Genomic DNA, 23,810 nt, shown 5'->3' with positions numbered 1-23,810 from the left:
AGTGACACCATTTAAGGGGTAGCTGCTGCGGCAGGCCGCACCGCGAACCGTACGCCGAGGCCACCGATGACCTGATGGCTGGCAAGCTCAGTTGTTAAGCGGCCCTGCGCCGGCTCTTCGCCTGAGAACCACCGCATGGCTTGCCGGTATAGATCTGCAAACAACCCGATCTTAGTGCCATCAAGCCCCGTCAGAGGCACGTCATAGCTCGCGAATGAGAACTTATACTCTAGAAAATAGCTCATCCTCGGCAGCCGGAATTCGAGTCCGACGAGTGCCTGAACCACGGGACCTGTGAACTGATATTCGTAGGTGCGACGCTTGTCTGACTGCAACTGAATTTCAGTGTGCGGCAGATTGATACCGGCGCCGAGGCCGACGTAGGGCGACAGACGCGGGTGCAAGTTCGCCAGCCGAAGCAGGCCATTCAGCGTCAACATGTTGTGGCCGTGGCTGAACTCCAGCCGCTTGAAGACGTCGTTCAATTTCGCGACTTCTGGTGCTTGGCTACCGTTCAGAAGCCCTTTGAATTTTGCATCGTTCTGGAGTTCCGCGATTGTCTTCGAGTGCGTGAAGTCCAGCATGGTGCCCGTCCGCCCTTCGCCGAACCAACGCAGCACGCGAACACCGTAGTAGATCGGGTCGATGAACGGTTCGCCGCGCCATGCGACAGGCTCGGCGCTGAAGTCGTGCCGGCCAGCTTTCTTGAGATTTACCTGACTGTCGTAGGTGTATGGCATCCCGCCATAGGCGGCGACCATGTATTCCGCTGTCGGTGCGGAGCTTTTGGTCTTTGGCGTGGCAGCTTGCGGAGTATCGCTTGCGACGCGCTCAGGTTCGCCCGCATCTGATTGCCAGACACCCGCGCCGACCCATACCGCGAGAGCCAGGATCGCCAGAGCGCGTGACCCCGTCTCAAACCAGCCGCTTGCTGCGCTGGGGGCCGCAGGCCGAGGCCACACCAACTCGGAAAGGCGGTAGGTATTCGGCAAAGCGTGTATCCCCCAAATCGAGCCCATCCGTCACGCCACGACGATGCCAGAGAAATGGCCGGCAGATGACGGTTGTCTTCTTCTAGTGCCCGTGGGCACAAAACCGTAACCACGCCGTTCGTCGCATTGATCTGCGTCAACTACAAAGACGCACTTGCTGCAGGCCCGGCCAGCCGGTCTAGCATGGCTCGAACAGCACGGATCTGGGCGGCGTCCCGGGTCAGGTATTGACGACCGGTATAGCCCCACCAATCCCAACAGCCCTGGGGATTAAGCGCACCGGTACTGACTTCAGGAAACAGAACGATAAGCCGGTTGGACGCGGCCCAACGTGCAAGGCCGCTCTCCTTTATGAAGGCATCGCCGACAGCAGCTCTATTTTGCAGGCAGCCGTGAAAAGCGACATGCAACCGGCATCCGGCCTCGTCGCGGCACGAGTCCGGAATGAACACGACACCGGATGGCCCCATACCATGATCATAAATATTCTCGGTAAAGGGGTCCTGATCGAATTCGAGGAACCGACCTGCAAGCTGCTCCTGCGGCGGGGCCAGCTGACCGAGAAGCTGTTTGAGCATGACCCCGGCTTGGTCGTAGTCGCAATCCGTGATGTACGGAGAGCGCGACACCGAACATTCGCCGCCGGAATCGGTAGTGACGAACGCATGCCCCGCAGGCACATCACTGACATAAAGAATGTTCCCGTCAGGAACGCCAAGATTTCGATAGAAGGCCACCGCAGCCGCTACGATGGGCGGCTTCACCACTGTGTCCTCCTGGCCTGAAAAGAGGTAGAGGCGATCCGTTGTGACGTCTGCAATCGCGCCGATTTTGTTTTCGTTAGAGAAGGTGCGCGCCTTGCCGGCAAGAAGAGCCGGATCAGGGATGCCCCACATAGCGAGCGCATTGAGCATGCAGCCATTCACTGCGCGGGAAGCATTTAGAAAAACGGTTCCGCTATCGGGTACAACGCCTGCGAAGGCACTTTCAGCACAAGCATAGGGCCCGCCGGCTATAATGCCGGCCCCACTGACGATATCCGCGTGGGCGAGCTGAAACTGTCCCGCCATATAGGCGCCGGATGATATCCCGGACACGGTTGTACCATGAAGTTGCGCCGCTAAGGCAGGCAACGCTGCAGGTTTGCGACTTGGCGCATCCCAACCCATTGGCCCGGCCAGGAAGAGTAGGCCGAGAAGCATTATCCCGACCGCCATCATCCACCACCGAGCCCACAGATTTAAGAGTACGCTCATCGTTCCCCCGCCTGCTATTCCGCCTGCCCACGCATGAATTTTTTCTACGCGTCTATCGCGGGCGGGATTTATCGTGACAATAAGCCCGCTGACCAAGCAGTGCCACACCGAGCCGATCAGAGCGGCAGGCATGGCGTGGGGTAGGATTTAGGGTTTTATTGTAAGCGGACCGTGACACGATCGACACGACCCTCCGCGTCAATCACGGAAACCTTTGCGAAACCAGGACCATTAGGCTGCCACAGGACCTCGCGCCGGTGTGGCGAAGAATCCAGAGGGCGTCCATCCACAAGCCAGGTGAGCGGCAATTGGCCGCCCTCCGCTTTCAGAAGTAGAGGCTCAGCGGGCTGTTGACCTGCTCCGACTTCGAGTTCGGAGCGGTCGGGTGGAAACGCGATAACGACGGGCTGCTGCAGGAATCCCCCTGAGCTGGCTTCTGTCGCTTCGCGACCGAAACGCTTTAGGGGAGGCGGCAACTCGGCGCCCGAAACCCTGAGTACGCCGGCAGGTGCTGGAGCGAGCGGCACGCGCTGTTCTTCCAGACGTGAGAAGGCATCAAAAAGGATGGGTGCCGCGGCTGTGCGTCCGGTCAAGCCCGGCGTTGAGGTCGCATCAGGTCGTCCAACCCAGACCGCGATGACATAGCGGCCGTCATAGCCAATCGCCAACGCGTCACGGTAGCCATAAGACGTCCCCGTTTTATAGGCGATACGTCCGCCGCGCGTATTGGCCGGCGGCGGCGCATCTTTTAGGATGTCCCCCACATACCATGCCGCCACTGGCGACATGAGGCGGCGCTTTCCATCATCTGCGACGGCGCCGGTGAGGTGGCGCTGTTGTGCGTCTCCGCGCAAATGGGTGAGCGCGACGTAACGGCCACCGTTGGCCAACCCCGTATAAAGACCCGCCAGATCCTCAAGCGTCAGTCCGAGGCCGCCGAGGGCAATAGCGAGGCTTGGGTGCGCGTCATCAGGCAGAACCGGGGTGAGTCCGAACCTTTTAAGACGGCCGACGAGCCGATCAGGTCCCACAGCATCGAGCATCGCGACAGCCGGTACGTTGAGGGAGTGCCCTAGCGCTTCCCGAATCGTGACGGTGCCATGGTATGAATCGTCGAAGTTTTCTGGCCGGTAGGAACCGAACCGCGTGGGACGGTCCTCAATCAACGTCTCAGGATGCGCGAGTCCGGCCTCGAACCCGAGACCGTAAACGAGCGGCTTCAGTGTCGATCCTGGTGATCGGATAGCGCGCGTCATGTCGACCGCACCAAATCGCTCACCGTCGAAGTAACTCGCTGACCCGACCTGTGCGAGGATCTCACCCGTTGTGTGATCTACGGCAATCACGGCCGTTGAAAGTTTAGGGCCGAGCGCGCCTGCGTGCTGCGTGGCCAACGTCTGAAGAGCGGCCTGGACGTTTCGGTCAATGGTCAGATGATGAACGGTGCGATCCGGATGAGCGACCAGTTCGGCTTCAGCCAGATGCGGCGCCAGCATAGGAAACGAACGACGCAAGTGCGGCACCACATCGGCCATGGCGTATTCGGCTTCCGCACGCGAAATGACGCCAGCCGCGACGCCGCGTTGAAGCACCCGGTTTCGTGCAATGCGTGCCGCCTTCCAGTTCCGGTCAGGTCGTCGCGTCTCCGGCGATTGTGGAAGCGCCACGAGCAGCGCAGCTTGCGACAGCGACAGGCGATTTGGCTCACGTCCGAAATAGGCGAGGGAAGCCGCACGCACACCCTCGATGTTTCCGCCGAAGGGGGCCAACCTTAGATAGATGTCGAGGATTTGCCCTTTGCTGAGCTGACGCTCTAGCTGAACCGCGCGCAGGATTTGCGAGAACTTTCCCGCGGCGGTGCGTTCATGACGTCGGTCGAGAAGTCGCGCGACTTGCATGGTGAGCGTTGAAGCCCCGGACACAATCCGTTGATTGTGGACGAGCTGTAACGCAGCCCGCCCGGCGGCATACATATCGACACCGCCATGCGTCCAGAACCGACGGTCCTCGAAGGCGAACAGAAGTTTCAGATAACGCTGGTCCACCTGGGTATGTGTGATGGGGAGACGCCAGCGGTGATCTTCAGTGGTGAACGCGCGAAGCAGTCGATCTTCCCGGTCAAGCACCGTGACCGAGAGTTGATCGGCAACCTGAAGCGGCGGTGGATCGAGCCGAGCAATCGCGATCTCGAATGCCGCCACGGCGGAAAGTCCGGCAAGGATGATCGCGGCAGCTCCTGCTGCCGCGATCTTTAGGAAGGGTCGAGCCCGGCTCATAGACGTATCCTCAGGCTCTCACTTAGTTCTTTGAGGTCACGGTCAAGGTGCCTGCTTCCGTCCGCGCATGCCGTTCAGGGACGTACATGTCCTCGACGGTTGCGGCCGGGTGAACGAACTCTCCCGGCGTCACAGCGCGGACGATGTAGGCAACTGTAGCTGTCGTCCCAGCAGCTTTCAGATCGCTGCGGCTCTGTCCGAAGAGGTTAAAGGCGGCGACGACGCGGTCATCCCGGAACTCGGTGTGTTCTGGCGAGACGTCGCTTTTCAACCAGCTCAGGCTCGAAAGATTACCCGACGCGACAAGCCGGGGGTTCTCGACCTCGAAACCTGCTGGCAGGCGATCGACAACAAGAACTCGTCCGCCGGCATTGTCGGCCGTCATCTTCACCACCGCGACCAGACGCTCATTCTGAGCGATGGATGCTTTACCACCGTTGGCGCTGGCAAGATCGACTGCGGTTCCGTCAAGTTTGAAGTAGCTGCGTTCGATGGAGAACCCGTTGCTGACGGCCGGTTCCGCGTTGAGCGATGCGCCGACGACCGAGATCACGGCATCAAGATCAGCGTCGCTCTCGTTTGTGACCTTGAAAGATCCCGTGTTGAGTTCTTCCGCCGTCAGCTTGCGTGCAAGAGGACCGCTGTGAGCAGTGCCCCCGATCGTCAGCGAAGCCGAAGCGGACTCGTCGCCGAGGGCTTTCACCGCAAGAAGCAACCAAGCCTGTTCTTGTGTCGAGGTATACCGCCTGTTGGTGTAGCCCGACGCGACGACGTCGATCAGGTGTGGGATACGCTCATTCTCCATACCTGTTTCCGCAGACAGCGCGACGAGTGCTGCCCCATCCCGCAACCGCGAGCCATAGTCATCGCGCAGTGAAATCACCTGCGCCTCCGACCCGGTTAGGTCTGCATACGCCGCTTTAAAGGCAATGCCGCTGCGTTCCTTGTCCCCCATCATCGCGAGGGCTGCGCCGAGCTGCGCTTTGGCGAGCGGTGTTGAGAACCGGTCGAGGCGCGTATCGACGTAGTAGCGCAGTTCACCGATAGGTGCGCGGGCGTTCCGCGCCAGCACGTAGAGCGCATAGGCACGATCTTCACCGCCTGATTCAAAGTCTTGCGCATAGGCGATGAAGTTTTGGAGACGATCGAGGGCCTGTGTGAAGCCAGGTTCGCGGACTTTGTGTCCGGCCTCCTTGGCGCGCGTCAGGAAGTCTGTGACGAAGCTCGTCAGCCACATGTTCGTGTTGCCCGGTCCCCATGCGCCGAACGCGCCTGAAGCGTCCTGCATTTCAAACACGCGATCGATAGCCTTCTGCACTCGGTCGGAAAGATCTGCTTCGATCTTCACGCCGCTGCGCTGGGCCACTGCACTGGCATAGACCAGCGGCAATGCGCGGCTCACCGTTTGCTCGGCGCACCCATAGGGATACCGGTCAAGCTGTGCCAAAAGGCCGGGGACGTCGAACCGGGCCGCGGGGCCAACCGAGAGGTTGATCTCGCTACGATCGGGAATGAGATCGTGTAGCAAGTCGGCCGATAGAGAAAGGCTTCCGCCGTTGGCCTTGATGCTGGCGATCGTAGTCCGTTTGATATCACCTGCAGGGGCCTTAACGTCGAACGTCAGAGTTCTGGCCACGTCGATACCGTCGGGCCCTGTGATGTTCACATGGTAGGTCTGGAGTCCCACGGACTTTGGCTCAAGCGACAACCTTTCGCTTCGCCGTTCCTCGGTCTTCAACGCCACATCGCGTTGAATAAGAGAAACCTGGGCACCGGCCGTCACCTCATGCGCAACGTTTACGACATAGGTGGCCTCCGGTCCCTCGACGTTGTGGACGTCCAGAGCGAGCTGGGCCTTGTCGCCGAGTGTCAAGAAACGCGGGCCTGCCACGGTCAGGGCCACTGGATCACGTACAATTACATCCATCGTCGCCGAACCGACACTGCTGTCACTCCACGCGACGGCCATGAGACGAACGCTGCCGTTGAACTCAGGAAGGTCGAATTCTACTTCCGCTGAACCATCGCTGGAGACTTCCACAATGCCGGAGAACTTTGCGACAGTGGCTTCAACCGGGGGACTGCCCTGCATCTGCATGCCGGCATCCGCATCGCCGCCCGAACGCAGCGTGCCACGCTCTGCCCGCATGCCGTCGATCAACCGCCCATAGTAGTCCCGGATGTCGTGGCCAAGCTGCGTTTGTGCATAGAACCACGTTTGCGGCTTAGGCGCTTTGTAGTTCGTGAGATTGAGGATGCCGACGTCGACAGCCGCCAAAGTCAGGCGCGCGGTCTCTCCCGCGGAAAATCCTGACACCTTAATGGGGACACGCAGTGTCGCGCCGGATTCAATCTTGTCCGGAGCGTTGAGCGCGATATTGAGCGTGCGCTTGGTCTGATCCAGAGCAAGCCACTGCAACCCAAGAGACCGCTGTGGCATGCGCTTGAGAGCTTCGTCCATCGGCCGGTAAAGAATGGCCGTGACGTAGGCGCCGGGCCCCCAGTTGTCGCCAACCGGTATGCTGACATCGCCGCCGCCTGTGGGCACATCAACTTCCTGCATCGCATAAAGACGGTTGCCGAGGACTGCGACCAAGGCCTTGCCGCCCTGCTTTGCCGCGATCCTGAGCTTTGCTGTATCGCCGGGTTGATAGGTTTCCTTGTCCAGTGCGATGTCGAGCTGTTCAGGACTGTCAGGCCGGTCGCTTCCGGAATACCAGCCGGCCGTGAAGGCGACGGAACTTACGACCTCGGCCGAACCGGCGGATTGAACTTCGAGGACATAGCGGCCGTACTTGACCGGCATCTCAAGCCGGCTCGGCTTTTCGGCAGCCACTTCAAGTTTTCCGTCCGCGACTTTGCGCGTCAATGTCACGGGTTCGAACGTCCAATAACCGCCGCGGCTATACCATTGCCAGTTCGTTTCCAGCTTATTGAGTTGCCATACGAGCCCCGAAGCAGCTTCAGGCTTGCCGTCGGTTCCAAGCATGAGCACGTCAAATTGCGCCGTTTCGCTTTCTCCGAGCCGGTCTCCGTTAAACAACGGCTTGATGCCGATGCGCTCCAATCCGAGATCGACCGGCAACGTAACCTGCCGTTCGATCGTGCGTCCGCCGGGTTCGGCAAGCCGCACGAGGACCTTGGCTTCCAGAGGTTTTGCCGTCTTCACGACCTTCGGCAGGGAAATGCTGAGGTCGGCTTCGCCCTTCTGCGAGGTCGTGGCAATTTCGTTCAGGGACTCGCGTACCGGCGTAATCTCTTCATCAGACTGGCCAAAGCGATATCCGGAATAGCCCGGCACGCCTGAGCTGGAGGTTCTGACAATGACATCGCCTTCCATTTTGAGACCCGCAGCAGGCGGCCCATAGAGGTACCGTCCGGTGACTGCAATCGTTGCCGGATCGTTGACGCCGATCGAAGCGGACTTTGGACTGAGCGTCATGTCCAGTCGTTCAGGGACGAAATCTTCGACCAGGAACGCGGCCTGCGCGATCGGGGCGGCCTTCGGGTCGACATGGACTTGCGCACGCCAAGTACCCGTCATCGCGCCGTGCGACAACGGAAGCAATGCAGCGCGACCGCCGGAACCTTCATCGACGAGCGTGAGCCTCTGATGTTCGACACCGTCCGGCCGCGTCACGATCAGCGTGACAGGAAGGTTGGAAGATTTGCCCTCGTCGTCTCGCACAAGCGCAGCGACGTGTACGTCTTCACCGGGGCGGTAGACACCACGTTCCGTATAGACGAATGCGTCGATGGGGCCGGATGGCTCCCGACCCTTGACGCCGCGATCGGAAAGATCAAATGCCGCCGTCGTCATATCGAGGAAGGCATAGTCGGACAGTCCATTCTGCGCGACCAGGATAGCCGGCTGCAGGCCGCCTTCTCCGCGTGCAAGCGCGCCGTCGAACTTCACATAGCCATTCGCATCGGTCTTGGCGGTGGCGAGCACCTCGTTGTTGCGCGCGATCAACCGGACTTCGACTTCTCTGACCGCGTGTGCCTCGCTCAGTGAGCGAACAAAGGCATGCACTCCATCGCGGCCTGAAAACGCCGTCAGTCCGAGGTCGGACACGATGAACCACTGCGTGGCGATAGTATTCTGATAGTCCGAGGTTGGCGTTGCCGCCTGTGCCGTCATGACATAGGCACCGGGCTTAAGCGTGCCGATGGCTTCATTGACCGGGAAGGCCGTTGTAACTTCCTTGTTGAGGTCGCGCTTGACGGTCAGATTCCCGGTGTAAACGCTTTCGCCCGATTGCGACTTGATCGTTTCGAGATCCCAGCTCGAAAGCTGCCTTTGCAGGTCGCCGTTGATCACAGCGCCAGCCAGAGCACGGTCGCCGAATCGGAAAACCTCCACCTGAACGGTGTCGGTGTTGACGGAGACAACGGGGATACCCTGCTGACCGCGCGCCGGGAGAACATAGGCACGTCCCGTGAAGCGCACAGTCGGTTTGCGATCCGGCAGATACGCTGCGATTTCGATCGTCTTTTCGAGCGTCTCTCCAATCTCTGAGGGAAGCCCCGCACGCAGCTGCACTTCGTAGCGCTGACCGTGTGCAAGCCCCTCGATGCACAATTGGCTGCCTTCCGGCGTCACGGCCTGTGCGTCCTTGCCGTTGACAGAAATAAAGTCTGCGAACTCGACCGGACCACGCGCTAGGCTTTCGGAAAACTGCAGGCAGAGACGAGGCGAATTCGTTTCCGTCTGTGTCGAGTAGTCCGTCATGCGGAAGCCGTGCGCGCTGTGCAGCTTGTCATAGGTTGCGCGCACCTTTGGGTTGTCCGCAAGCGCGAGACTGACCTTCAAGGCCTCCAGTGCCGGCCGCCAGAATTCGCGGCGTTGCAAAGTGTCAGCAAGTACGCTCAGCGCTTCCGCCTTCTGCGCATTTCCGCTGGCATGTTGATAGGCGCGATATGCGGCGCCGGAGGCGTTGACCGGAATATCGTAGCGCTCCGAACCATTGAGCTGATTGGGATTGATGGCGATTAATGAACGCGCGAGTCCAAGCCAAGCTGCGCTGTTGCTTCGCGCGCTGCCGGCCGCTGCGGCAAACGAGCGAGATGCTGCGCGTGGATCCTTTCCGAGGTCCTGTCCGCCCTTCGCCAACAGTGTTTTGATATTCGCGTTTCTGTCCGCCCAGTTTTCTACGAGATAGGACTCGTAGCGCTTCGCATCCTCCTCCAACTGCTGATGAGCGAACTTCGCCTCCTGAGCGGCAGCTGGAAGAAAGGTGATTAGGAATGCGGCCGTAACCGTCGCTAGCAGCAACGCGGCCTCGACAAAACGCCTCGGCGAAAATGAGTGCATGGGGGGCAACCTCGAAATAAAGCCAGGGAGCACAATCACAATTTGCGATCCTGCACGACTAGATCACCAAGCCGTGCGAAGTTGAAGCCCATCAGACCCGCATGGCCGAAGCTTGACAGTAAACTGACTTATCCGGTGTTGCCGGGATTTGCGTGAATTTTCCAAGCGGTGCCATTGTGATGCGCGACGTGGATCGACCGCAAGAACACGCGAGGAATATTGGCAAGATACCGCGACTACGCTGGCGTAAAAATGCGGCGCTGCCCTTCCGTGAGAAGGGAGGGCTTGTTTCTGGAAAATAGAGAGGCCGCCGGGCGGACGTGGGCTGGACGCAGATGCGCCAAAGACCTTGATCCGGCCTATTTAAACGCCAGGGTCCAACGGGACGTGCGCATCTGCGCAAGAAAGATCACGCCATGAATCGGCGCTCGGCGCCACGTGCGTGGTTCCATCCCTTCTCCGGCGGCCTCGCCACCGCAGCGTTGCGCTGCAGCGGCAATCCACTGTCTCACTAAGGTTAGTGGCGCGTAGCGGAGTTCAGCAGAACTTCCTTGACGCTCTGGCCGGGTACAGCAATGGCCTTAAGTGCGTCTGTCATCGCGGCGATACCAACGTTCGGCGTCGCGTCAAACTTTGCGGGTTGGCCGGCACGCCATAGGCTATTGAAGGCCTGCTGGCTCCACTTCGTCGAAACGGCGCAGTTCTCCGCGAAGCGTTCGAAGGCATCGGTTTTTGAAGGCTCGCGCCGCATGCAATCGCCGACCCATGTCGTAGCATCGTCGAGGATGAGCTGTTCGTGGGCATCATACAGTCGGGCATCATGCACGACGCGGGTACTTTCAGCGGTAAACGGAGCGCAAAGTTTAACAGTGCTGTCGCCGCCGAATTCGTTGCTGTCGATGGCCGTGATGACAGCGCGAACGTTAATGCGAAGTGCTGCGATCTCGTCGGCCAATGAGGCCAATACGCGTGCAGCCGGGCTCTCGAGGGAACGCGCAACGAGGCAGATAGAGCTGCAGTCGGCGCCACTCAGTCGGCGCGACTCTAGGCTGCGCAATACAAAGGCTCTTAGGACTGCGCACTTCTGATCTTTCTTGACGACCTGGCAACCCGATGGAGACTTGGCGCGCATAGAAGCTTTTCCTTTATTCAGTGCGATGTCCGGTCTGCCGGTTGATAGGGTTCGGCAGGCCCCGAAGTTCTGAAGCCCATTAATCGCTGAAGACGGTTAAGCAACCGTTGCGGATTGCATCGAATGAGGCACGCTTCGCGCATATCAAGCGTATTCAAAGCACTTCTCCCCCCGGAGCGGGCCGAAGTCGGCTGACGAGCGTGACAAGTCGGGCTTCATCATCGTCTTGAGTCTCAGTGTTTGCGTCCTCCACGACCTCTACATCCGTTACAATTTGTTGCGCGGATGAAGACAGCGGAGGTGGGACGAGCGAAACAACCGTCTCTTCAGAGATTTCAGTTTCGACCGAATCGTGCGGAACGCGCTCGGCGGACATAATCGGCAAACGCGCTTCGGTTACGGGGATGCTGAACGTCGCCGTTTCACGCGTCATCGTAACGGTTGTCTCGCGCGCCTCCGACGGCATGACCTCACGGACTTTCTCCACGAGCGAAGTGGCGGCTTGTTTGATGGTGTCGTTGGACGCGGACGCCGGTGGTTTGAAAGGAAGAACATCGGCAGCGTTTCGCTTTTCCATGGCCTCGTCGTCAGCAGTGGTGCGGATGGTCTCGGTCTCTACCCTGACATCCTGTTTGTTCGAATGAGTTTCGGGTTGTTCGTCGAGGGTATTTTCCAGGTCCGCATAGAACGCGTCATTGTTGTTGAGTTCAAAGGCGGCGGTTGCGGCATAGCGGCCGAAGGCAGAACGCAAAGTGGCTTCGCGCTCTGCATCGGCGTTGATGCGCGCGCCGCTACGTGCGGCCCCGTTCGCAATCTTTGCCGCGTGGCCGTTCCCGTTTGCCGCCAGACCTGAACCGTTCGCGTATTCGGTGGCACTGCCATTCAGTTCGGCAGAGGCGACTGGAATACGGTGGCCGTTGAAATGGCCATTGGCCTTGCGCGTCTTACGTCGACCGGAAATAGCATACGCCTTCGCGCGTTCAGCGCCGCTATCGCGCAGATCCGGCGCCGGTATATCGAGATGCGGCCAGCGGTCCTTCCTGTCTTGCGGCTCACGTGTTCGGCCGTTTTCAGCTTTTTGCTCAGAGGTGCCCATCGCTAATTCCGGACCGCGCTGTACTGCGGCTTCGTCTTCCAATCTCTGTCTGCGACGCTTCTCCTCTTCCACGCGCCGCGCAGCGCCCATGACCGCCTGAAGGATCATGTCCGACCAGGCACCGTCCCGGAAACGATAGACGCGAAATGCATGACAACCGGCAAATTTGCTGCCTTGCCGCCAAAGCTTGCGCTGGATCACACGGGTCGACAAAAACGGATTGTAGACGCGCGAGAAAATGCGCTGCTGCTCGAAACCGGAAAACAGGTTTGCCAGCAAGTGAGCTTCATGCTGGAGGTCCTGCGCATCGCTCGCACCGAAGCCGAACCCATTTGCGCCGTTGCGCTCATGTGGTTTGTAAGGTGCGTCAAGCGGCACGGCGACATAGTACGCGCCATACATATCAAACACGACATGCCGGAAGACCTCGAAGTTCTGCCGGATTTCTGGGTCGCGATGGATCTCATTGAAGCGCGACAAGATCTTGATCATGGGACCGCGCTCGGCCTCACGCATGATCGGTACCAGATTATTGAGCCGGTTCATCGGACGCCCCATGGAGACGAGCAAGAGGCAGAGGTCGACGAACGCAGCGATTGCGAGCGGAATGTAATCACGCGGCGAAAGGCCTGCCGAAATGCGAGCGCCAGGTGGGGCTTGCCCGTTGGTGCTCGCTTCCGAAACGGATTGCACCGCTTTCTTCTGCAACTCCCGTAGCTCTTCAGCGGAGGGCGGCAGGTCAAGAACGAGTGCGCCTTGAAGCGTTGCGGTCAGACGGCGAAACGCTTCGATGGTGGCCTCCGAACCTTCAACGGCCGCAATGCGCGGCTTGGTAAGTTGCGGCAACTGATCGATGGCACGAACCACACCACGCAATGCTGTCTGTAGCTGTGGATCGGGGCAAGTGAAGGTGCCTCCACTCGACGTTGGAAATATCGTCTTTCCGGCTCGGTCATCGAGATCAGCACGGATTTGGCGCAGCTGAGGATCGCCCCGGAACGCGTTGAAACCCGTCACGGTCATATCGAGCCTCCGGTTGAGGCCGTTTAGAAAATCATTGCGCGTTCCTGTCTCGGCATCGATCGTTGAGGGATCGCCTTTCACCACCTTCGCGAGATCGCCATCCAATGACGATAGCTCCGCTTTGACCGTCGCAATGCGGCCTTTGACGAATTCAGATGCAAAGAGGAAACGCTGCGCATCATCATCGCGCAGCTTACGGCGGGGGCCGTCGCCGGGGCGGCTATTGGGACACGTCGTGCCCTTCTCCCTCTCCTCGATCGCCTTCGCAGAGGAAAGTTCGGTCAATTGCACGAGCGTCGCGTTGAGTTGTTCCAGGCGCGTTGAGCCAGCGTGCAACGAGTTTTGAACTTGCGCGACCGCAGCTTCTGCCGATCGCGTCGACTCCTGACGACTTTCCAAAACTTTCCAGTAGAAGCCAAAGCCGAAGCCGATCGAGATAAGGCTTAAGAACAGGTAGCCGGCAATGTAGACGATCTTGGTTGAGGTATTGATTGGGCTGAAAATCTGGTCAAGCAGCCAGATGATCATTGTCATCAGCATAGCGACTGAAAAGCCAATGATAATGCGGTGCCCGATTGGCAGCGAACCGAGGTTCGACTCAATGAGTTCGAGCATGCCGACATACGTCGCCACCCACGACAACGCGCCGAGCCCGATAACCAGAATTACTTTCTTCCAATCACGTGGCGTAGCGTCTGGGTCGACCCAGTCGCCGTCACTCGTACTGAAGCGGCCATGCTGCGGACGAGCCAAATCCTGCTGCCGCCGCGCGTCATCTGAAAACGCCATCGGATAGACCTGTCAAACTCTGTCGCGATAGGCACGTTCTCGTTTTTCGGAAACAGCGCCGGATTCCCGCCGCAGCCGTTCCGCGATGCCTTGTACGCGGCGTGTTGCCTCGAAATATCGTGTGCGCCCGGCCTTCCTGGCGTGCGTGATCGGTTACAAGGAGTACGGAGGGTTTTAGGCTTGAGCGCGGCGCGAATGTGACGTCAAAATGCAACTGTCAATAACGTGAACGCCAAGTGCCGAGTGCGGCTTGCACGTTAGTTCAGATTGAACACGCGCTGACGTTCGGCTTCGCTCATCGGTTGCGGAGCGTGGCTTGACAGTTTCGGCTCTGTGACCGGCCTTCTGTCGAGCGTCCGATTTGATGCCGGGAGCAAATGCGATTGTGGATGTTGGCGCGCGTGTGCTTCCAGGTCACCAAGTAATGTCGCGACCAATGGAGCAGCGATCTGGGAGGAATGAAGCGACCGTGCCCACGGCTCGGAGGCAGTCCCAGTTCCAACGAGTACGACGTAGGAGTACGCAGCGCCATTGTCGAACTGCAATCCGCCCGTTACCCAGCCATCAACCGTCGCGTTGGGGTCTTCCGAGACCTGCGTGCCGGTCTTCGCAAAATGCAAACGCAGGCCGTTGCGGCGGGAAGCGCACCATGCATTAAGGCTCTTGAGCGTTCCATGGGACGTCCTATTGGATTCATAGCAAAGCGGTGCTTCGAGGAGCGATTTGAGAAGGGGTCGGGCGTCACGCGCGATCACGTCGCGGGGGACGATAATGCCTTTAGGGCGGCTCGTTTCCGACTGGTCCTCTGCGATGTTGGTGTAGTCGTAATCTCTAATGAGAGACGGGGGCCGAACTCCAGCACGGTCTCGGCCTAAGAGCGAAGCCAGGACGACGCCGGACATCTGATGCACGCGCCGTGGCGACCCCGCAATCTGCCCTAGGACAACTGCGGTTGATGGAGGTGTCCCCGCCCCGCTCACATCAGTAGGCGGCATGTTGAAACCGAACGCGTCGATGAGTTTTTTAACCCGCGCCTGCCCAATCTGCGCCGTGCGGATCATAAGCGGCTCGTTGAGAGAACAGGCAAATACGACGCGCGCCTGCCGGCCACGTCTCAGGTTTCCATGATGACTGCAGGTTTCTAGGCCACGAGCCGGAGCGTTCGTATCGAGGTACAACGAATCCGCCCCATCCTTGCCTTCGTTTGCGATTGCAATTGCGGCCAGAACCTTGCCGGTGGAGGCCAGCATGCGGCCTTCGCGGCTGGCGACGTAAGACCCGTTTTCCGTATCGCGCGCAAACGGTGATCCGAAATAGGCTGCTGTTTCCCCACTCTCGTAGTACCGCACGATATTCCCGGCAGCATCCGCGGCGACAACGGTAACGTCAGGGATCTTGAGATCGGGTCCGGTCTTTTGCGGGTCCAACGTGTAACCGGGGTTGAGCCGGTTGCCCCACTTGTGGTTTAGCCGCATGAGCGTCTGTTCGATTTTACCGTGAAACGCCAGATTTTCAGCTGCATCAAACGTGGTCGTCACCCCTCGTACGTGGTTACGCCAGTCGAAGCCATAGATCTGTTTCATCTCTTCGCGAATACCGAACCGCGCTGATGGCATCAGCGTATTGGCGCGAATAACGGGGTTTGCCCGCGCCCGCGCGGCACGGTCGGGCGCGTTGAGTTCTAGTGCCGCCTCCAGCTTAGGTTTGACCTGCGGATCGGGCGGCCCACCCGCGAGGCCAACGAGATCGAAAACGACGCGCGCCTGCTCGGCCGGGTCGTCTATCAAGGCTTCTGCGCAGGTGCGGGCGCGGACTTCCGCGATATAGCGCCAGCGATCAAGCCGCACGGCGTTCAGTCGTTCGCTGCCTTCCAGCAGGATGATCGGCTTGTTGACTGCCGAAGCCAAAATGAACTGTTCAGCAACCGAAAGATCTTTCGCTTCCTTCCCGAAAACGATCTGGCTTGCAACCTCGACACCGTGGAGGGACTGGCCACCGGTGCGCTGGGCCAGCCAAAGATGATTGGCAGCCCATTGTTTCAGCGCGGTTTCATCGCCATCCCGCGTCAGTTCGAAGTAGATGACGGGCGCCAGCCACCATTCCGCGAGCTTTCGCCGGATCTTCTCACCGGTGCTTTCCTTCAGATGCGGTGGGGTTTTGTAGATCACGCGGGCCAGCTGCATCGGCAACGTCGAACCGCCTACGCCGAGGCTAAGGCGCTTGAGCGCGATGGAGCGTCGGATCGTCGAATAGGGGATCTTGAGCACACCCAGAAGGTCGATGCCGAAAGGATTGAGCGGCGTACCGATGTAGCGATCCTCGTGATAGGTGAGGCACTTCCAGTAGTTCTCTGGTACATCGCGGACCGGTATAGATTTGTGATCCGGATTGGCGACGTAGTGCCCGACCTCGATGGCTTGGCCCGTCCAGTTCACGTCTTGTCGGCTGTCGAGGCGGGGATCAAACGTGCCAACAAAATTGCCTTCCGCATCGTAGATCGCAGTCGCGAGCCAACGTTCGGCATCGTAGCGCAGCCTTTCGGACAGATACGCTTGGCCCGCATAGCCGCGGATCGGCGCGATGATGTAAACAAGGGTGAGCGCGAAAAAGAGATACGCAAACGCGGCCCATGCCACATAACGCAACGGACCAATCCGTGGATTGAAGAAGATCCAGTCCGTTGCGAAACGCACCATCCTCACCGGCAGCGCTACCGCCAGCTCGAGAAGCAGCATCAGCAATTTCGCGATAGTGATCATTGAAAAATGGCTCGCCAACGGGCGCGTGGCGAAATGAAAACGCCGCACGTCTCATTGCGCGTTTAGGCGCTCTTTGTGGCGACCGCACGACGTCTGAGCGTTTGAGAGAATGAGGTTGAGGCCTTACTCGGGCGCGCTGAAACGCGAAACGCAATCACCGGGAGGGAATGCCGTACTCGGAAAAAGGAATAAACTGAACCATGTCGCCGGGCTGAACGTGTGGCACGTCCTCTGCAACTTCGATGATGCCGTCGGCCGCCCGCAATCCCGAGATGAGCCCAGATCCGTCGCGCTTGAATTTACCTGCGCGAAGGCCAGTGTCGGATGGCACCATCATGCCCCGCCAGAATTCGCGGCGTCCGATTTTGCGTTTGGCAACCTCGAAGTCAGCGGGAAGACGTATACGGTGAGGCTCGAACCATTGAGCACCGCTCAGTTTCCGCAACAAAGGAAACACGTACATCAGGAAGCACACGAAAACGGCGACGGGATTGCCCGGGAGCCCGACGACAACCGTGTTTCCAATCTGGCCGAACATCATGGGACGGCCAGGCTTGACGTCGAGCTGCCAGAAATGTCGTGTGCCCAAACGCTCAAGTACGCGGGATATATGATCTTCCTCCCCGCGGCTGGCGCCACCGGTCGTGAGGATGACGTCGAAACGTTCGGCTGCTGCTTTCAGCCGCTGTTCGACCTCTTCGGGCTTGTCCGGCCAGATACCAAGGTATTCGGTCTCTGTACCCGCGAGACGCGTGAGTTCAGACAACATCGGCGAATTGGCATCATAAACTTCGCCATGGTCGAGCGCACGGCTCCCGACAGCAATAACCTCGTCACCCGTGGAAACAATCCCGAGGCGAAGGCGCTTAAAGCAGAGAGGCGCCGCAATGCCGGCTGAGGCGAGTGCGGCCAAATCTTGCGGTCTCAAAATGTGGCCGGCCTCGAACAGCGTCTCGCTGGTCTTTACATCTTCGCCAGCGCGGCGAACATTCGCTCCTGCTTTGAGACCGCCGGGGATTCGAACCCGTATGACATCAGCTTCGGTGCGTAAGACATCTTCCTGCATCGCAATTGTGTCGACGCCGCCGGGAAGCACAGCACCGGTCAAAATGCGCACCGCGGTACCGGATTTCACTGTGTCCTCAAACGGACGTCCTGCGGCGGCTCGACCTACCACGGGCAGATCGACGCCTTTCTCCGCGTCGTAATCGGAAAACGCGAAAGCATAGCCATCAACGGCTGCATTCGTGTGCGCGGGTATTTCGAAACTCGCGACGGCATTCCTCGCAAGAACGCGTCCGCCAGCAGTCGTGAGATTAACTTCCTCGGTGTCTACGACGGGCACAATGCGCTCTTTGAGAAGCGCAATGGCTTTGTCGTGCTTCATTCGAGGTTCAAGGGGGCGGAAGCAGTCGTCGATAGGCCGTTGTGACATGAGGGGTGTCACGCTCGCGTGTGTTTCAAGAGGGTTGAAGAAGGTTGGCGCAGCTACGTTCCAGATTGCCACGACTTGAATTCAAGCGCAGCGCCAACACGATGAACCAGATGGTCATACCATACAGTCATCGTACACGCCCCCACGTCGTGGGCAAGATCTAACGCACCGCTATGGCGTCAGATCAGACCTTCATTCGCATGACATATCGACAGGCGATAAGATTGCCACTTGCGTCCGAGGCTAACCCCGTTACAAAGTGTTTAACAGGACGAACAGTCCGATCCCGATCGCTGGTCCAGCTAAGGTGACAAGCACCACAACAAAAAAAGATTTGGCAGCCATCATAACAAACCCCGCTTACAAAACGCGCTAGCCAAAGCTTGCAGCGGACAGTCCGACCCCTCATCTGCCCTACGCATTACTTTGCACACCGCATAATCATGTTATCGCGGAAGCTTTATCTTGACACGAACTTTCTTGCCCATGCGACACATCGAGCTGTGCAACTGCACAACTTGGGGAAAAAAGCGTCACGGCTTAAAGTGTCACCGAAAACAGCAGATCCTAATCTACTTGCAAATCATGGGCTTGGTCTAGTGCTGCGGCGCAACAACTGACGCGCCATGGACTATCTTTGAGGCTGTGGGAAAACGAGGCAACTCAGCCGAAATTTTCACCAGTTTGGCAATTTTGTTGCAAATTTACATCGTTGCCTTCGCGCTTGCGAAAGCCCGAAACACAGATTTTTCTCCGTGATGAGCATTAGCAAGAACATGCGGGAGGCTGCATCGCCCCCCATCATGATGCGATCTGTGAAGGGTTTACTTCACGTCGAATAGACGCAGCTGCCCCTCGTCCAACCCCTTCGTTTCCCGCGACAGCTGTTCGATGCGGTCGAAGGGGACCTGTTCGGCGGTGATAAGCGATCGTTGAGCCTTCATCGGGCGTACAAGCCCTTCCTGAACGAGGTGGAATTCGCCCACCGTTTGACCAGGAAGAACGGCAGCGGGATCAAGCCCACTTTCGCTCTGGAAAGCGGCTTTGAGTTTGCGAAGGGCCGTATCTTCGCGAACGCGACCGATGAACCAACTCGTGATCTGATCGCGGCTCTTGTAGTCAAGGTCGCCCGGTGACTGAGTTGCGAGCATCAAGCCGAGACCGGCCGAACGGGCGCGTTTCAAAAGGCTCTGCAGTGGCTCGGCGGTCGCCGGCTTTGCGTTGGCAGGGATATACAGGTCGGCTTCGTCGAACATCACGACAGCCTGCAGTTCGTCGTTCGGGTTGCGCTGGCAAAAACGTAGCGCTTCCGACAAAAACTGCGAAACCCAGAACAGGATGTTCTCGTTGTCGCCCAGGAAGCCAGTATAGATGATCGACAGGCGCGTGCGGTTAGGCCGCGCGAACGCACCCAGACCAAGGAAGGACTCCATACTCATCGGCTCGCCGCCTCCGTCAAACAGCGAGGAGTTGCGATGGCGGAGGCTATCGAGCTGAGCTACGAGATCGCGGCGGATCTTGCCGGACGGATCCATACGCTGCGTCAGGTCCGTTAATTCTGGATCTTCTTCTTCGAGCAGCGAAATGAGATCGCTTAGCGTCACTTCTTTCGCGGACCGGCTGCCGAGAATTTTAAGTGCAACCGAAAGCGTCCCGGACTGCTTCTGGTGAGTTGCCGAGTTCTTCAGGTGCAGCATCTCGCCAAGTGCCGCGGACGATAGGTTCGCGAGCAACTGTTGCTCATGTTCGGGAAGTTCGCTGATCCCGTTGGGGAGAAGCGTGATCGAGATCGGCCGGCCAGACGCACGCCCCGGTGTGTAAACCGCGACGTCAATCGCATCCGCAAGCTTTTCACGGTCCGATTGTCGTTCTGTGCATTCATCAACCAAAGAGCGCCAGACATCTGGGTTCGCATAAGAACAGAGGTCACCCTTCCGGTCGATCAATACAGCGGGGATGCCGCGTAGCAGAAGCTGCTCGATCAGCGTGAGCGCGAGAGTCGTTTTACCGGAGCCCGAACCGCCGAGCACCGCCGAGTGGCGCTTCATCACATTGAGATTAAGTGTAATCGGCCTGCCTTGTGCCGTAAGTTCGCGGCCTGAATAGATACTTCCTGTCTCAAAGCCGTTTTCGTCGAGAATCTGCGACATCGGCAGATCGTCATCATTGGCCGGGACTGGCGGCGCGTCGAGGCTCTCGGCCGGCCCCCAAGGTGCTTCGCTGCCACCGGCGAGCGCAAGAGCCTCAGGCTCGGTAACACTCTCATAGCCATCGATGAGTGCGGGCTCATTTGACGTCACCGCGCGCAGGTTAGGCTTGGTGCGCGCCTTCACGCCGCCAGTCGTAGCTGGCAACGGGCGACCGAGAAGGTCGAGACGCAAAAGCTGAATGATTGCGATCAGATTTGACAGGAGCTTCGCGTTTTCAAACCATTTCGTGAAGCCAGGATCTGCGCGATGGTGCGCATAAAACTCGCGGACCATGATCATGCGCTCCCATTCGGGGATGGGAACCAGAATCGACCGGCCGCCCGCATCCCGGAATTTGCGGAACGCCTGGGCAGTTTGGTTCTTCTTGTTCGGAGGGAAGTCCGAGGCGCGCAGCATGAAGCATGTCTTCGCGTGCATCGCGCCAAGCACCTTGTCGAGCTGTCGCTTCAGGCCGCCACCTTGCGTCGGCCGGTTGCACAAGAAGACCCGAGTTTCAGATTCCAATCCTGACGCATGCCGCAGCGAAAGATCAATGGCCGGGAGATCGTCAGCCACTTCGACACGCTCGACATTAAGCGTGATTGCGCCACCCCACTCTTCGCGTGCCAATTGAAGCGCCGCGACCATCGCATCCATCATCTCGCCATCGTCGGACGGGATCTCGGCTTCGGATTGGCTTTGGAAGCGCTCCCAGATCTCGCGATAGTCGATCTTCGAAAATGGGTGAGGTGCGCGCTCGGCCGGTCCGGAGCCAAAGCCGAGAGCTTCCGCAAGGGTGGAGATGAAGCTTGTGGTTTCACGCTCCTCCACTTCTTCCGCGGAGTCCCCGTCATTTGTCTGAGCGCTCAACCGATTCTGTGCATGCTCTAACAAACGCCGCGTCGAAAGCCCGGCGAACTCCTCGAAGAAAGAGGGGCCAAAAAATGCGCTCGCATCTGGAAACGAAAGGCCACCCCCCTGGGTTTCGGCTTGATGCTCGAGCCGCTTGGCGATGATGAGTCGCGCTTCTTCCGCCGAGCGGCTTTCATAAAGCGCGACAGGGCCAGACTTCTCGATACGATCCCTAAAGGATTGCGCCAACGGCTCACGCACGCGGTCATAGAAATCATCGAGACATGAAATGATGATGATGGCGCTGCCGACCCGGTTCGTGATCTGCATGAGATCGCCGATCGCCTTTTGGAAGCGCACTTCCGGATCCGGGAAGTTGATCAAATCTTCGACCTGATCGATGCAGAAGACGAGCGCCGCATCGTCGACGATCTTCATAAGCTGACCGAGCGCCGCGATAATCTCGAAGGCGCGCCCCTCTCCCTCGTTCGGGTCAAGGGCCGCGACCGCTTCGTGAGCGAGGGGCGTCAATTGTCGGCCGTAGAGATATTGGCGAACGCGCTGATCGATGCGCGGGTCACGTCGCTGCAAATAAAGCAATGCGCGAACGATATTGACGTCCGGCTCTTCCGCACTGAACTCCGGTGAAGCAACGATTTCGTCAGAAAGTTTCAGGACGAGCCGTGCAAGGTCCGCGCTGTCCAGATCTTTTTCGCGCAGCGCTGTGAGGTCGGTTTGGGCCAACGACGTACATGTCGCCAGCAAGCGATCCGTCAGGCGTGTCAGTCCGCTATCGCTACTTTCATCCGGGTTATAGGACTTTTCCAGTGAATGAATCAGCCGGCGCAGAAAGTAGTCGGCGTAGTTGCTCACGTCCGGCGTCATCTGGGCGTAGCCGAAGTACGCCTTCTGTTGCCGGTGTGCGCTCGTACGTAGCGCGCGGATCAAGTGCGTTTTACCGGCGCCAGATTGTCCGTGAAACAAAAGGATACGCGCCTGCGTGGTGCCGTCCTTCGTGACAGCCTCGATGACGTCGGCGAACTTTTTGCGCGCTTTCGCGTGCACCTGTTCGACATCGACTGGGTCAGCCCGCCAGATATCGTCTTCCCAGGTGATCGAATGCTCGAAAGCCTCGGCCATCCGGTCCGGTGCGATAGCTTCTTGCGCCCGCTGCTGCATCAAACAATGATTCCTTGAATGGCCAATTTGCGTCGCTGTCACGAGTCCACGTCTTCGACGCGGACAAGATGCCAGACCGTATTTTTGTAGGTTACGGCAGAGGCATTGAGCTCGTCGGCATTGCGCTTGTCTTTAAGGTCCGCGCTGGCGAGAGCAAGGTGCCCCGCCCGATGGGCTTCCCCAAGCATGCATTTAAACTCGATTTCAGATAGCCCCCACTCGGGATGTTGTGCGGCTATTGCGTTCCAAACCCGCATGATGAGGGCCTTACGGTTCCCCGACCAGCCTTCTGCACATCCCTGCGCTGCGATCTGAACGTGGCGCGCAAAGCTTGCCGGATCAGGGCGCCTGTTTGCGGGCATCGCCGCGCCAGGCAATCCGGCATCATTTGCCGCCTGTCGCAATACCGGCGCGGGCACGTCGGTGTCTACGCGTTCGCTCAGGGCAGACTGCGCGAGACGGCGTAAAATCGCGCCGCGCAGTGATTCTAAGTCGGTTTGGCGCGCGTCAACGGCCTCTGCCGCCAGCGCCGCGACGAGCTTGGCATCAGAGCCGAAGTCGCGGGGACGTATCGAAAGTTGACCGGCGAGCATGCGCCCCGCTTGCGCCGAAAAACCAGAGCCTGCGCCGAGCCCTGTCTTGATCTTGTTTCCGAAAGCGCGTTCCAGCGCCACGACCGCCAACTGAGCACGCAGTTTGCTTACGGTTTGAGAGCCATTGAGCGGCAAACCGAAAGCCTTCTGGATAATCAAGGCACGAAGGCCATCTGGTCGCTGCAACTCCTTGATGCGCTTGGGACCGAGGTCATTGAGCCCAAGCGCTTTGGCGACCAGCCGCCCGTCGCGAACGTCCTGCCACGAGCCCGATGTCGATCCTTTGCGCCCGAGGAAGGTGTCTGCGGCTTCGCGACCGATCGAGCTTACCGTCATTCGCCCGCGCGACTGCACGGCAAGACCTTGCGCGAGGAGTTCAGCATTGGCGTCTGTAACGAGTTGCCGCCATTCGCCAGGAGAAAGCTTGTGTGTGAAGATTGGCCCGAGGTCGCGCATAATTTCCGCGCGGGTTGCGCCACCGCTGCAGGCAATCCGCACGAGCATGAGTGCGCGCTTGAACGGCACCGCCGGTGCGTTCTTGTCGCTATTGCGAAATGTGCTGCTGGCAGCTGTCATTCGCGTGGATCCCCGTCGACTCCTCAAGCTTTTTTCGCGACTGCTTCGAGGGCAGTTCAGGCGCAATCGGATCGGGCCGGACGCGCGAATCACCGGACGATTCGCCTGCATTGTCGTCGATTGACGCGGCTGTTCCAACCCCCCTGGGTTGCATGCCCTGTTTATTGTTGAGCTGTGCATCTTTCCTGTAGGGCCAGATGGCTGGGGTACGGCACCGAAATAGGTTGATCCTATTTTATGCTCGGTACCCAGGAAGTTAACGCGAGTTATCACGGGTTCAGTGCTTAGCTTCGTCGGCCTTTTGCCCGCTCTTCGCCCAATTCGCGACAACTTGTTACGGGTAAATACG

Annotated in this window: 10 protein-coding genes; all 10 read right to left on the bottom strand. The window is 58.9% G+C overall.

The annotated features are described in order from the left end of the window. Nucleotides 1-11: 11 nt before the first annotated feature. The 10 genes from BLS30_RS04145 to BLS30_RS04100 all read right to left on the bottom strand — a co-directional run bounded on the left by BLS30_RS04145 (nt 12) and on the right by BLS30_RS04100 (nt 23,461). The gene (locus BLS30_RS04145; protein WP_090226784.1) at nt 12-1,019 is read right to left on the bottom strand and encodes a hypothetical protein; all 1,008 of its coding nucleotides are present in this window, start codon (nt 1,017-1,019) and stop codon (nt 12-14) included. A gap of 113 nt (nt 1,020-1,132) precedes the next feature. After that, nucleotides 1,133-2,248 (bottom strand): extracellular catalytic domain type 2 short-chain-length polyhydroxyalkanoate depolymerase, encoded by a 1,116-nt coding sequence (locus tag BLS30_RS04140; RefSeq protein ID WP_244465023.1) that lies wholly within the window; start codon nt 2,246-2,248, stop codon nt 1,133-1,135. A gap of 155 nt (nt 2,249-2,403) precedes the next feature. Further along, a complete protein-coding gene (gene pbpC, locus BLS30_RS04135; protein WP_090226780.1) occupies nt 2,404-4,524 on the bottom strand; it encodes a penicillin-binding protein 1C in 2,121 nt (706 codons plus the stop codon). Nucleotides 4,525-4,546: 22 nt separating this feature from the next. Further along, nucleotides 4,547-9,838, bottom strand: coding sequence for an alpha-2-macroglobulin family protein (locus BLS30_RS04130; RefSeq protein ID WP_090226778.1), 5,292 nt, complete (start codon nt 9,836-9,838; stop codon nt 4,547-4,549). 517 nt (nt 9,839-10,355) lie between these two features. After that, nucleotides 10,356-10,970: a hypothetical protein gene (locus BLS30_RS04125; protein WP_046477395.1), complete on the bottom strand. Its 615-nt coding sequence runs from the start codon at nt 10,968-10,970 to the stop codon at nt 10,356-10,358. 154 nt (nt 10,971-11,124) lie between these two features. Continuing rightward, a complete protein-coding gene (locus BLS30_RS04120; RefSeq protein ID WP_090226775.1) occupies nt 11,125-13,878 on the bottom strand; it encodes a DMT family transporter in 2,754 nt (917 codons plus the stop codon). 257 nt (nt 13,879-14,135) lie between these two features. Next, nucleotides 14,136-16,637, bottom strand: coding sequence for a transglycosylase domain-containing protein (locus tag BLS30_RS04115; protein ID WP_090226772.1), 2,502 nt, complete (start codon nt 16,635-16,637; stop codon nt 14,136-14,138). Between the two features lie 154 nt (nt 16,638-16,791). Continuing rightward, on the bottom strand, nt 16,792-18,024 hold the full coding sequence (locus BLS30_RS04110) for a molybdopterin molybdotransferase MoeA (RefSeq protein ID WP_197540925.1): 1,233 nt from the start codon (nt 18,022-18,024) through the stop codon (nt 16,792-16,794). Between the two features lie 872 nt (nt 18,025-18,896). Next, nucleotides 18,897-22,292, bottom strand: a complete 3,396-nt coding sequence (locus BLS30_RS04105; RefSeq protein ID WP_090226770.1) for a helicase HerA-like domain-containing protein — start codon at nt 22,290-22,292, stop codon at nt 18,897-18,899. 38 nt (nt 22,293-22,330) lie between these two features. After that, nucleotides 22,331-23,461, bottom strand: a complete 1,131-nt coding sequence (locus BLS30_RS04100; RefSeq protein ID WP_090226767.1) for a hypothetical protein — start codon at nt 23,459-23,461, stop codon at nt 22,331-22,333. Nucleotides 23,462-23,810: the final 349 nt, after the last annotated feature.

The organism is Filomicrobium insigne, from assembly GCF_900104305.1.
In the GTDB taxonomy this organism is placed as follows: Bacteria; Pseudomonadota; Alphaproteobacteria; order Rhizobiales; family Hyphomicrobiaceae; genus Filomicrobium; species Filomicrobium insigne.
Note: the sequence above shows the minus strand (reverse complement) of the source record. Positions and strands in the feature narration are given on the sequence as shown.